The 13,443-nt window shown below is 36.1% G+C and carries 11 protein-coding genes; 1 reads left to right on the top strand and 10 read right to left on the bottom strand.

Annotated elements, in window-relative coordinates:
- Window positions 1-29: 29 nt before the first annotated feature.
- The 7 genes from pgi to uvrC form a co-directional block, all read right to left on the bottom strand.
- Window positions 30-1,667, bottom strand: coding sequence for a glucose-6-phosphate isomerase (gene pgi, locus KO521_RS17535; RefSeq protein WP_215941204.1), 1,638 nt, complete (start codon window positions 1,665-1,667; stop codon window positions 30-32).
- Between the two features lie 79 nt (window positions 1,668-1,746).
- Complete coding sequence (locus KO521_RS17530) at window positions 1,747-3,042, bottom strand: M23 family metallopeptidase (protein WP_215941203.1); 1,296 nt, start codon at window positions 3,040-3,042, stop codon at window positions 1,747-1,749.
- A 1-nt stretch (window position 3,043) separates the two neighbouring features.
- Entirely contained in the window at window positions 3,044-4,015 is a 972-nt protein-coding gene (locus KO521_RS17525) for a tryptophan 2,3-dioxygenase family protein (protein ID WP_215941202.1), read from the bottom strand.
- Between the two features lie 7 nt (window positions 4,016-4,022).
- Entirely contained in the window at window positions 4,023-4,802 is a 780-nt protein-coding gene (locus KO521_RS17520; RefSeq protein ID WP_215941201.1) for a DUF3108 domain-containing protein, read from the bottom strand.
- A 478-nt stretch (window positions 4,803-5,280) separates the two neighbouring features.
- Window positions 5,281-6,423 carry a 4-hydroxyphenylpyruvate dioxygenase gene (gene hppD, locus KO521_RS17515; protein ID WP_215941200.1) on the bottom strand — a complete coding sequence of 381 codons (1,143 nt, stop codon included), beginning with the start codon at window positions 6,421-6,423 and terminating at the stop codon, window positions 5,281-5,283.
- Between the two features lie 188 nt (window positions 6,424-6,611).
- Entirely contained in the window at window positions 6,612-8,879 is a 2,268-nt protein-coding gene (locus tag KO521_RS17510) for a patatin-like phospholipase family protein (RefSeq protein WP_215941571.1), read from the bottom strand.
- A gap of 22 nt (window positions 8,880-8,901) precedes the next feature.
- Entirely contained in the window at window positions 8,902-10,689 is a 1,788-nt protein-coding gene (gene uvrC / locus KO521_RS17505) for an excinuclease ABC subunit UvrC (protein WP_215941199.1), read from the bottom strand.
- Between the two features lie 431 nt (window positions 10,690-11,120).
- On the opposite strand from uvrC, the gene KO521_RS17500 reads away from it, so the two are divergent.
- A complete protein-coding gene (locus KO521_RS17500; protein ID WP_215941198.1) occupies window positions 11,121-11,684 on the top strand; it encodes a 5-formyltetrahydrofolate cyclo-ligase in 564 nt (187 codons plus the stop codon).
- A 4-nt stretch (window positions 11,685-11,688) separates the two neighbouring features.
- Here the strand turns inward: KO521_RS17500 and KO521_RS17495 are convergent, their stop codons facing one another.
- The 3 genes from KO521_RS17495 to KO521_RS17485 all read right to left on the bottom strand — a co-directional run bounded on the left by KO521_RS17495 (window position 11,689) and on the right by KO521_RS17485 (window position 13,442).
- Entirely contained in the window at window positions 11,689-12,336 is a 648-nt protein-coding gene (locus KO521_RS17495) for a lipoprotein signal peptidase (RefSeq protein ID WP_215941197.1), read from the bottom strand.
- 37 nt (window positions 12,337-12,373) lie between these two features.
- The gene (locus KO521_RS17490) at window positions 12,374-12,988 is read right to left on the bottom strand and encodes a hypothetical protein (protein ID WP_215941196.1); all 615 of its coding nucleotides are present in this window, start codon (window positions 12,986-12,988) and stop codon (window positions 12,374-12,376) included.
- Window positions 12,989-13,058: 70 nt separating this feature from the next.
- Window positions 13,059-13,442 carry a TraR/DksA family transcriptional regulator gene (locus KO521_RS17485; protein WP_194533369.1) on the bottom strand — a complete coding sequence of 128 codons (384 nt, stop codon included), beginning with the start codon at window positions 13,440-13,442 and terminating at the stop codon, window positions 13,059-13,061.
- Between the last annotated feature and the right edge of the window lies 1 nt (window position 13,443).

Here is a 13,443-nt window from a genome sequence, read left to right as displayed (position 1 = left end):
GAATTATAAAAAACTGAGAAAACCCTATTTTAACCCTTAAAATATCTTAAAAGTTGTAAAGTAGAGCTATCATGATCGGCAATTTCTGAACCTTGTATATCTTTCAAAATGGTACCCGCTAATTGTTTGCCAAGCTCCACGCCCCATTGATCGTAACTAAAGATATTCCAAATTATTCCCTGTACGAAGATTTTGTGCTCGTAAAGTGCAATTAAACTACCTAAACTTTTGGGCGATAACTTATCCATAAGAATCGTATTTGTAGGTTTATTACCTTCAAATATCTTAAACGTCAATAGTTTTTCGATTTCACTTTCAGGCATGTTTTTACTTTCCAGCTCTTCGCGAACTTGTTCGGCAGTCTTACCGTTCATTAAGGCTTCGGTCTGTGCAAAAAAGTTTGCCATTAATTTATTGTGATGATCAACATCACCATGAAGGGAATTCTTAAACCCAATAAAATCTACTGGTATAAGTTTTGTTCCTTGGTGAATTAACTGAAAGAAGGCATGCTGTGAGTTGGTTCCTGGCTCTCCCCATATAATAGTACCGGTTTCATAACCTACACGTTTCCCGTTACGGTCTACGCTTTTGCCGTTACTCTCCATGATACCTTGTTGCAAATAGGCTGAAAATCTACTTAAATACTGTGTATAAGGAATAATAGCTTCAGTCTCTGCTCCATAAAAATTGTTGTACCAAACGCTTAGAAGTGCCAATACTACAGGAAGATTTGCTTTGAATTCCGTGTTTTTGAAATGCTCGTCCATTTCATTGGCACCCATCAATAACTTATCGAAATTTTCAAAACCTACGGCCAATGCTATTGATAAACCAACTGCACTCCATAAAGAAAAACGACCCCCTACCCAGTCCCACATAGGGAACACGTTTTCAGGAGCTATACCAAACTCGGCAATCGCTTCTGTATTAGTAGATACTGCCGCAAAGTGTTTAGCAATATCCTCTTGGGTACCATGTTTTAAAAACCACTTCTTGATAGTGGTGGCATTGCTTAATGTTTCTTGTGTAGTAAAAGTTTTTGAAACAACCACGAAGAGGGTTGTTTCCGGATCAAGTTCTTTTATAACTTCATTTACATGATCCCCATCTACATTACTTACAAAATGAAGCATTAGATGATTTTTATAAAACTTAAGTGCTTCAGTTACCATTGCGGGCCCTAGGTCGGAACCTCCAATACCAATGTTCACAATATCTGTAAAAGATTTACCCGTGTACCCGGTTGCACTTCCTGAAATAATTGTTTCCGTAAATGCTTTTATATGTTCTTTAACCTGATAGACTTCTTCAACTACATTTTCACCGTCTACAATAATAGTATCAGATTTTTTAGCCCGTAATGCGGTATGTAATACGGCACGGCCTTCCGTCTGATTGATATGATTTCCTGCAAATTGCTTTTGGATTGCATCGGACAGGTTTACCTCTTCCGCTAATTTAAGAAGCAACTGTAATGTTTTGTCCGTAATTCTGTTTTTTGAGAAATCTACTAAGAAATCATTCCACTTTAAAGTGAATTTTTCGGCCCTAGTTGCATCAGAAGCAAAAAGGTCTTTTAACTGGTCTTCTTTAGTATCTGCAAAGTGCTGGGCAAGTTCCTTCCAAGCCAAAGTTTCAGTAGGGTTTGTGCTCTGTAATGACATTCTAGGTATTTTATAGTGTTAGTAATTCTCTATGGCTAAAATAAGCCATATTCATACTAAACCAAAACCCTTAGTGTCGTTATTTTTCAGCGGATGCCAGATCTTCTGCTAGAATATCTTCTTCTACTGGACTTTCTGGATATTCCATACAGTCTAACTGATCCTTTATTGGACTGATGTAATTGAAGTAATCTGGTTGTAGCGTCTCATTTAAAGGCTCTGCCAAAGGAAGTTCTTCTTTTAACGGGTCTACCTGCCTTCCGTTTCTCCAAAAACGATAACAGACATGAGGACCACTAGTATTCCCGGTCATCCCTATCCAACCAATTACATCTCCCTGTTTTACATATGCTCCACGCTTTACGTTCTGCTTGCTCATATGCAAGTACTGCGTAGAATAGGTTGCGTTATGCCTAATTTTCACATATTTACCGTTGCCTCCCCTTCTTGTAGACTCCGTTACGGTACCATCTGCAGTTGCCAAAATAGGCGTACCTCTTGGTGCTGCATAATCAGTTCCCATATGAGGCCTTACTTTGTTTCCGTAATAACGTATTCTTCGTTTCAAATTATATCTAGAAGAAATTCTACTGAACTGAACCGGTGCCCTAAGAAACGTTCTTCTTAAATTGTTAGCTTCTTCATCAAAATAATCAACTATATTTTTTAAAGAGTCGTTTTCGTAAGCAAAAGCATAGATGGGTCTCCCGCTATGTTCAAAATAAGCCGCTTCAATAGGGCCAGCTCCTGCGTAGATAGTATCATTAATGTACTTTTCTTTATAAACCACTTTAAATTTATCTCCTTTTTGAAGGCGAAAGAAATCTATGGTCCAAGCATATACTTCAGATAAACTATTGGTAACGGTATAATCTATACCCTGGTCCAAGATTGCTTGAGACAAAGACGTTTCTATGACCCCAGAAGCTTCACGCTCTACATAGGTTACTTCTTTTTTATCTTTGTAAGCTTTGACCGTATCCCGTAAATCCACTACGGTATAGTTAATTGGGTCATTCTCATATATAAAAACTTGAGCTGCCTCTGTAGTATCTTTTGATTTTAAAATAATATAGGGTTTACCCACACGAATTCTGCGAACATCAAAAGTATCTTTGAATTCTTGGGTTATTTTGGCGATTTTTGGGTAATCTACTTTATTCTGAAGCATTAATTCTCCAAAACTGTCACCCCTTTTTACAGTATCTAGCTGTACAGTGAAGTCGTCTAAATTAAACCCGAATTGTTTCATAACGGGTTTATCAGGAACAATGGAAGCTACTTGCTTAACAACCGGTTCTTTCAAAACAGGCTTGTCATCCTTACAGGAGAAAGATATTAAAATAACGAAAAGAAGGCCCCAATATTTGTTCATGCTACTCTGTTTGTTTCTTATCGGGGTTAAAGATATGGTCTACCCATTGCTTACCCCAATCATTTAACTCTTGTTTTGAATAGATCTCAGGGAAAAATATAATTTTCTGAAAACTTGGCGGTAAATACTCCTTCCAATTTGTTCCTCCTGTAGCATCTATCTGTTCCTTGTCCTTTCCTAAATAGCGATGGGCAGAACCCATATGCATCAAAGGCCAATTAACATTAGCGTTCATATCCAAAGTCTTTAACGCTTCTATCAACTCTTTATTATCTTTCTTATCCGCTGGTAATTGCTGATATTTTTGATAAATGGTGTTTTGTTCTACTTGCTTGGCAATCCTGATCAAACGCGGGGTATATCTGTACTCGAATTGTTTTAGGGTCAATGTCTTTTCTCCTGTTGATAAATCCGTAGCACCTCTCTTCCAATATATTCCTTCGTAAAGCTCTTCTATGCTATTTTCTACCGAAAACGATTCTCTTTCTGTATGGTGTACCAAATTCTCCAAAGGAGTTGCATAAATCTCTATCATCCTATATTGCGCGGACTGAAAACCGCTGGCCGGAAGCAATGCCATCCTATACTGGAGAAACTGCTCTCTCTCCATACCTTTTATCATAATACTAAAAGAAGATATCAATGCTTTAAAATAGCTGTTGATGCGCCTTGCTTTTTCTATAAAGAAATCTACATTCTGAGATTTATCATCCACTAACTGTTTTTGCTCATGTAGAATAAGCTTAAAATACAGCTCGGTTATCTGATGGTACATGATAAAAATTTCCTCATCGGGAAAATACGTGCGGGGCACTTGAAGGCTCAAAAGGGTATCTAGATGAATATAATCCCAGTAGGTAAGATAACGTTGGTAAAGAAGCCCATCTAAATAAGAACTTAAATCCTGACCGGAATCTTTATACTTCTCTTCTAATTTTGAAATTTGTGAATCTATTCGCTCTTTATCTCTCATTGGGGTGTTAATCCATTATTATCTTGAACTGGTGCTTTAATCCGTTATACCCATCAAGGTCCGCCTTAATAGCTCCAACAGTTAAATCTGCTTGAATTCGAATAGGTATTCTGTTATCATCTGCTGAAACCCATAATGAAAGGCTTTCTTTTTCCTTGAAAACACGACCCGACTGAACCAAGGGCCTAAATTTAAAACATTCTACCTTACCGAACTTAGTTTTAAGTACTTCTGTACCTAAATATTTAAGTTTGAAGTTAAAAATACCATCATCATCGTATAACATTTTCAATTTTACCGCTTCTCCAACTACTAATTCACTAGGCTCATAGTTATTCCGAAGATAATAGAAAGCAGATATTAAATCTTGAATGCTATCCTGTAAATCAAAATTATACTTTTTATTGTGTTTTTTATCGTTGAGAACCGCTTTATCTTGCTTATGATCAAAGTTTATCTCAATGTCTTTTGTATAACCTCCTTCGTTTATCTTTCGAATAAATCTATAAGGTTTACCATCTTCCTGTCCAAAATAGCTTTCGTATGTATCGTCTACCTTAAAAAACACACTGGCAAAACCAGTGGTCTCACCACGACCAACTACATGATAAACGGGTACATCATCTACCACATCAGACTTTACATGCAGCGTAGCATAACTGGCATTTAGAAAACCATAGTGCATTCTAAACTTTAACCATTCACCGGGATCAAAAGCCGACTTACTATTTTGTGAGTAAGAAGAGAAAATGACAAAAAGAAAAAGTAATGTAAATGCTTTTTTCATAGCTGTAGTATTACGATAAAAATACAAAACACTGTTGTATTAAATTAAGGGCTTACAATTACTTAAACAAAATTTATTCCAAAGTATTGCATGCAGTACCAAACCATATCTTTCTGATATTTTATGACCCAATAACAATAGTGACGTTATTATGAACTTTTATTAAAAAAACGAGCTAAAAAAAAGCCCCAACATTAAATGTCAGGGCTTTTCCTAAATAACCAACCAAACTTTAAATTATGAAAAACCAATACTTAAAGTTGTAAGGGAACCACCCCTTACGAGTACAAATTTAAGGCATACTTTTAATCCTCAAATCGTTTTAACTTACTTTAACTATTACATTAACAGTTCTTTTTACTTACTACTCTAAAATTGGCAATTCATTAAGATATGACGACCTGTTAAGGTTTAGCAGCCATCTCTTTTTTGACAAAATTCAATCTGTTTTTCCGTCATAAACCAATCAAAAATCAAATTACAGGGTACCTCTAGATTCCTGTTCTCTTTCTATAGCTTCAAAAAGTGCCTTAAAATTTCCTTTCCCGAATGATTTTGCTCCCTTTCTTTGAATTATTTCAATAAACATGGTTGGTCTATCCAAAATAGGCTTAGTAAATATTTGAAGTAAATATCCTTCTTCATCCCTGTCAATCAAAATTCCCAACTCACTTAAAGGCGCCAAGTCTTCATCTATTTCACCAACACGATCTAGAACTTCTTCATAATAACTTGAAGGCACTGTTAAAAACTCAATGCCACGATCTCGTAGTGCCGTAACGGTTTCAATAATATTATCCGTTGCTAAAGCCATGTGCTGTACTCCTGCTCCGTTATAAAAATCTATATATTCTTCTATCTGAGATTTCTTTCTACCATCTGCGGGTTCGTTAATAGGAAATTTAATGCGCCCGTTACCATTGCTCATCACCTTACTCATTAGTGCTGTATATTCTGTAGAAATATCCTTATCATCAAAAGATACCAATTGGGCAAAGCCCATAACCTTGGCATAAAACTCGCACCACTTGTTCATTTCGTTCCACCCCACATTACCCACCATATGATCTACGAATTTAAGTCCTACGTCAGCAGGTTTGTAATGTGGATTCCAAGCTCTATAACCCGGCATAAAAACACCTTTGTAATTTTTCCGCTCCACGAAAACATGAACTGTTTCTCCGTAAGTATGGATTCCTGATAATACAACTTCGCCACTATCGTCCTTGACGGTTTTAGGCTCTAAATAGCTTTCCGCCCCTCTTTTTGTTGTTTCAGAATAACTTTTAGATGCATCATCTACCCATAAAGCGATTGCCTTGACACCATCTCCATGAGCATCAATATGTTTATTTATATCACCGCCAGAATTTAAAGGAGAAGTAAGCACCAATCTTATTTTATCTTGTTGAAGTACGTAAGAAACACGGTCTTTTAAACCTGTCTCAAGACCAGCATATGCCAAGGGTTGAAATCCCCAAGCGGACATGTAATAATGGGCGGCCTGCTTGGCATTTCCTACATAAAGTTCTATATAATCCGTTCCTAACAAAGGAAGGAAGTCTTCTGCGTCCGGGTTTTCTTTGGGTAGGTGCAATGAGGTATTGTCTAAAGTTGACATGTGTAAATGTTTTAGTGAAGTAATTAGTATAAAAGTTGAAAAACAATAGAATTTAGCCCACGCTTATACATGAACTATGGTAACATGGTTATTTACCACATAGCTCTAAGGTGAGCGGTAATATCAACTCTTAATCGTAGCATATATCACAAATATCGGAAAAAAACCTCAACCTGAGTTTAAGAAAATTAAAACCAGTAACCTAAACTAAAAAAGAAGTTATTACTCTTACCCTCAGGAGACCATGAATAATGGATCTGCATGGGCCCTAAGAAAGATTCCCATCCGTAGCCTAAGCCATATCCAGAATAATTTGGCAACGTAAACCATTCTCCCGTTCTAAAAAGATCATCATCTACATTTGCATAATTTGCGGTAAACATAATATGGTTTTTGGGCGCAAATTTATAATCTAATCTTCCGTAAGCCTTAACGAATGCATTGCCCGGTAAAGCTAAAAAGTCATACCCAAAGAAAGGTGTGAAATTGTTTATTAGATTGGTTCCATAACCTCCCAAAATAAAATCAAAAGAAGAAACATTTGAAGTACCAAGCTTAAAGCCTCCCTCTGCCTCTACAATTAAAGAAAAGTTTTTTAGGAAGGGAATAGCCGTACCCATTTTTGCCTTTGCAATTGAAAACTCCTTGAAATTGTCATTAAAGTCCGATGAGAAAACATAAAAGTGAAAATCCCCATCAAAATACAACCCTTTGGTAGGAAAATATTTATCGTCGTAGGTATCAAAAGTTAGTTGCCCAAAAGCACTATAAAAGCTACTTTTTTCAAGAAAAGTTCTTTCTCCCGTACTTCCCCCAACTTGATTTGCACCTGTATTTGGATTCTGACCTAAAGTCTTTGTACTATATTTTAAAAACTTATGCTCTATACCGGTTCTAAAAGCGAATTCCTCCCTTAAAACGGTTTGCACATAAACCTGATTGGTAAAATCCGATACATCTATATTAATAGTATTTAGATTAGCCCCTGCCTGAACACCAAAATTACTACGCACCAAATCAAAATTCACATCCTTTTCAAACTCATTAAAGCTTGAGTTAAAACCAAAACTCCAATAGAAGCCCTTATCCACATAATATCTTAGTTTGTATCTAATATTATCACCAATAATAAAATCAAAGGAAGAAACATCATCTCTAGTAATCAGACTTTTTCTTGTATAATTTAGAATGGCCGCGGTATTATAGAGATTATCGTAATGCGCGCCCAACCTTATAAATGATTTACTTTTATTTTCCTTTAAATCAAGAACCATTTCTTGTTCATCACTGTCTTCATTATCTTTTAATTTATAATGAATGGTATGGAAGTTACCAGTTGCCGCCAAGTTACTAATACCTTGCTGAACCCTAGAAAATGTTGTTGGCTTATCCGTATCAAACCTCAGTTTACCTTTTACATAACCTCTACTATAATTCTCACTTTCCAATATCACCAGATGACTTATACTCAATGTATCTGTAGATACAATTCTTTCTTTTACCCTATTCTTCTTGCCTTGCATTGCGGCCACTTCTTTTAAGGCGTCATACTTTTTTCGTGCAGCATCTTCTCCACTTTTGATAATAACATCATCAAGATTGAAATCTATAATGGAATAGTCATCCATATTCGGTTTGATATATATATCTGTCTTTTTAGACTTCTCTTCCATATCAAGCACGGTTCTGTAATTGTTTATTTGCAATAAAATCTCCGTAGCCGTCAATAGGGATTCCCTATCCCTCAATCCGTGTTGTACATCTACTCCGATTATAATATCCGCACCCATTTTCCGGACTTCTTCAATAGGATAATTGTTTACCACTCCACCATCTATTAAAACCTTTCCATTGATCCGCGCAGGTTCAAAAAGTGATGGCAAGGTGCCGCTAGCCATAACAGCTTCCGGTAAATACCCATCTTTTAAAACAACCTCTTCTCCTGTTTCTACATCCGTGGCAATACAAACAAATGGTATAGGAAGGTCATTAAAATCGTTTATGTTTCGTACTGGATACAAGAATTTCACTAACTCATTATATACATTTTGACCCCCTGAGTATGCTGGTGGAACAGATACCTTAAAATTATCAAAAGGAAGGGTGATCGCATATGTTTCGGAATTTTCCTTCTCGTAAAAAGTTTTAGCACTTCTAGGCAGGTTATCTTGTATAAGATTGGTAAAATCCGTCGCTCTAAAAATTGAATCTAGCTGATTCCCCGTATAACCTGCTGCATATAAAGAACCAACAATAGCCCCCATACTTGTACCTCCTATATAATCTACTTGAATACCGGCCTCTTCCAGAACTTTAATAGCTCCTATGTGCGCCATACCTTTTGCCCCTCCTCCACTGAGGACCAGTCCTACCTTAACATTTTCACCCAATGGTTCCTGCGCTGCGGAGAACAGCGTAAACAAAAGCAAACCAATACCGAAAATAGTTTTTTGCATACTATTGTATTCGTCGTGATTCTTAATGAAAAGCTTCATAAATTTTTTTTGCTCTAGACATACCAACTGTTTCTGTTAGGTTTTCCATAGAAGCTTCTTTTATTCGTTTTACCGACTTAAATTTCTTCAACAATTCTTCAGCCGTTTTTTCGCCGATGCCCTCAATACTTTCTAATGTGGAATTTATAGCAGCTTTGCTTCTCTTGTTCCTATGAAAAGTAATACCAAAGCGGTGTGCCTCGTTTCTTAGTTGCTGGACTATTTTTAGGCTTTCGGACTTTTTATCCAAATACAAAGGAATGGGGTCTTCCGGAAAATAAATTTCCTCCAAACGTTTTGCTATGCCTACAATGGCGATTTTTCCTCTTAAACCAAGAATATCCAAACTTTTTAGAGCAGAGGACAATTGCCCTTTTCCACCATCAATGACAATTAATTGCGGTAAGGGTTCTGCCTCTGCAAGCAAACGCTTATAACGCCTAAAAACCACTTCTTCCATAGATGCAAAATCATCGGGCCCTTCTACGGTCTTAATATTATAATGACGATATTCCTTTTTTGAGGGTTTACCATTTCTAAAGACAACGCAAGCTGCTACAGGGTTGCTTCCTTGAATATTACTATTATCAAAACATTCTACATGTCTAGGCTCTTCTGAAAGGCGTAAATCTTTTTTCATCTGTGCCATAATCCGGTTGGTGTGCCTATCCGGATCAATTATCATGATTTGTTTGAATCGTTCTTGTCTATAGAATTTAGCATTTCTCTCGGACAGTTCCAGAATTTTCTTTTTATCGCCCAGCTTAGGAATAGTTACTTTTAAGTGTGCTTCTACGGGCACTTCAAAGGGGAGGTAAAGCTCTCTAGAAAGAGAATTGAACCTTTGTCTAATTTCTATGATAGACAGAGCAAGAAGGTCCGCATCCGTTTCATCAAGCTTCTTTTTAATCTCTAATGTATGAGAACGTGTAATTGAACCATGGGACAATTGCAAAAAGTTAATATATGCATGCGTTTCATCTGAAATTACCGAAAACACATCTACATTATTAATCTTTGGATTTACAATTGTTGAACTTACCTGATAGTTTTCTAAAACCTCTATCTTCTCCTTTACTTGCTGGGCTTCCTCAAACTTCATTTCTGATGCCAAGGTTTTCATCTGAGACCTAAAATAACTTAATGAAGATTTAAAATCTCCTTTGATTATTTTTCTAATATCCTCTATCTGTTCACTATAATCCTCTGCACTCTGGAAATCCTCACAAGGTCCATTACAGTTGCCCAAATGATACTCCAAACAAACTTTGTATTTACCAGCCTCTATCTTTTCTTTTGATAAATCATAATTGCAGGTTCGCAAAGGATAGACACCCTTTATTAAATCTAGCAAAATCCGAACAGTTTTCATACTAGTATAAGGCCCAAAATACTCACTACCATCCTTTATGAGTTTTCTTGTAGGGAAAATTCTGGGAAAACGCTCATTTTTAATACATATCCAAGGGTATGATTTATCATCCTTTAATAACACATTGTACCTAGGTCTGTGCTTCTTGATCAAATTGTTTTCCAGAAGCAAAGCATCAGACTCCGTTGGTACTACAATATGTTTAATGCGTTTTATTTTTTTTACTAAAACACGGGTCTTTCCATACTCATGATTTTTGGTAAAATAAGACGAAACCCGTTTTTTTAAATTTTTAGCCTTCCCTACATAAAGTATTTTATCTTCTGTATCATAAAATTGATACACCCCAGGGCTATGGGGCAAAGTGCTAAGTTGTACTTCAATAGGTACTTGGGGCATTACAAAAACGGTTTATTAAATTAGGTGTAAGGTAAGTGAGCTACCATCATGTTAAATTACTACGTTTTATTAAAAGGGCTAAGCGTTTTGCTCTTTTTTAACGAATACGGGGCATAGGAAACTATTTGTAAGAATAAGCCGTAGGAATTATCTACATCGAATATTTAAGTGATTTTACACCTCAAAACCTTGAAATTTGTTAAAAAAACACTAAAAAATGCATTTCATCGGTAAAAAGATGCCGTTTACAGTGTAACAATCATTTTTTTTATTTAGCTTTAAGTATCAAAATCAATATACCACATGGATAAATACATAATAACCCTCGGATTATATCTCATCTTAATGATATCTTTTAAGATTTATTACACTGTTTCAGCAAAAGAATAGGCTTTTTTAGAGTTTCCCCAATTGTACTGAGGTCATAATCAATGCTTAAAAAAGATTTAAGATCACTATACAAAAATCGCAGACACGCTTTAGACGAGAAATCAATAACGGATTTTAGTCTGAGTATTGCAAACGGACTTTTAAAATTACCGGTATGGTCTTATGACTACTACCACATTTTTTTACCCATTTCAGAAAATAAAGAAGTAGATACTACTTTCATCCTTTCCATCCTTCAAGGAAAAGATAAAAATGTAGTCCTGCCCAAAGTAGCGGACTACAATACCTTACAACATTTTTTACTCACGGATTCTACAAGAATCAGAAAAAACAAATGGAATATTCCCGAACCAATTGATGGAATAGAAGTACCTATTGGCAAAATTGATGTTGTTTTTATGCCACTACTCGGTTTTGACAAAAAGGGAAACCGTGTGGGTTACGGTAAAGGATTCTATGACGCCTTCTTGGGAGAATGCCGCAATGATATAATCAAAATAGGATTATCCATGTTTACGGTAGAAGAAGAACTTATTACGGATACTCACAGCAATGACGTGCCATTGGACTACTGCGTAACACCAAATAAAACGTATTCTTTTTAGAATTTTAAATTGTTTCCTCTGTTATAACTTCCTCATCCTCTATTTTACCAAAGGCTTTCTTATTAAAAACTAGAAGAATCCCAACACCGGTACTTATGGCCATATCCGCTATATTGAATACCGGTTCAAAAAAGCGAAAAGAAGACCCTCCAAAATAAGGCACCCATTCCGGCCAAGTGGTATCTACCATGGGAAAATAAAGCATATCTACTACTTTCCCATAAAACAGACTTCCATAGGGTTCATTAGAAAATGCCGTTGCCAACTGCTGATAGCTATCACTAAACACAACCCCATATAGTACAGAATCTATAATGTTGCCCAAGGCTCCAGCAAAAATTAAACAAACTGCCAGAATAAGCGTTTTAGAGGATTTTTTCCGTATAGTATCATATAACCAATATCCAATACCCGCAACTGCAAACAATCTAAAAACAGTTAAAACCAGCTTTCCCGTAGGTTCGGAAATAGGCAAGAAATCACTCAATTTAGCCCCCCAAGCCGCTCCTGAATTCTCAATAAAGAGAATTTTGAACCAACTAAAAACCTCAACGGAATCACCCAAAATAAAATGGGTTTTTATATAAATTTTACTCAGCTGATCAACTAACAGTACTGCTATGATAATGAGTAATGATTTCTTTAGATTCATAGTACGTATACAACTTGAATGCGCAAAAATAAGTATATTATTCGGTTTTCCTTATCCGTATATTACCCGTTACAGAAGTAAGGGTATACACCGCACTGCCCTTAGGAATCTGTTCTTCGTTAATTTCGCCGTATTTACTAACGGCATTAATATCGGCTTTTAGCGTGTGCACCAAAATCCCACCGCTCTGCGTGTGCACCTTTACATTTTCTTGAACATTAAAAAGTTCGCAATGACCATCGCTTAAAGAAACACTGAGTTCCCTAAAATCACCATCTGCAATCACATTACAACTTGTGCCAAAAACTGTAACATATTTGTGCTTTGGCAAAATAACCCTCAAGGCAATTGAAATTACCTTATGTGCACTTAGTTTATCATTAGGGTTTTTAAAGTTTGGTTGAAAACCACTGCTTATCATAATTGAACTACCTTCTTCTTTTACGGACAGTAAAAGGTCTTTCCTGTACTCTCCATCAATTACCGCTTCAACGGACATTTCTTGGCTTTCAGAAGTTTCCAAAATTAGTTGATAACAGGTATTTACATCTATAATAATAGCTGTAACCGCATCATTAACTAAAGTTTTCTTCACCACCTTCTGTGCTGTCACAAGATTGAAGAAGAGAAAGAATGCAAGAAAGCTTTTCATGTTTTATTTATAAAAAAAACCTACAAGAACTAATTTCTTGTAGGCTCCTATTATTCTAATCGAGTAGAAATTACTTTTGCATGTTTTTTGCCTCAATACTTAAAGTAGCATGTGGAACAAGCTTAAGACGCTCTTTAGCAATTAATTTTCCTGTAACACGGCAAATGCCATAGGTTTTGTTCTCAATACGTAAAAGAGCATTTTTTAAATCTCTGATGAACTTCTCTTGACGTATAGCCAACTGCGTATTTGCCTCTTTGCTCATAGTCTCAGAACCTTCCTCAAATGCTTTGAATGTTGGCGAGGTATCATCCGTACCATTATTCCCATCATTCATATAAGAACTCTTCAACAAGTCTAAATGACTTTTTGCTTTTTCGATTTTATCTTCTATAAGTACCTTAAATTCGGCAAGATCCTTATCCGAATATCTAACTTTTAAATCTTCTGCCATC

Source organism: Zobellia uliginosa (genome assembly GCF_018860745.1).
GTDB lineage: Bacteria > Bacteroidota > Bacteroidia > Flavobacteriales > Flavobacteriaceae > Zobellia > Zobellia uliginosa_B.
This window is presented reverse-complemented; position numbering and strand designations above follow the sequence as displayed.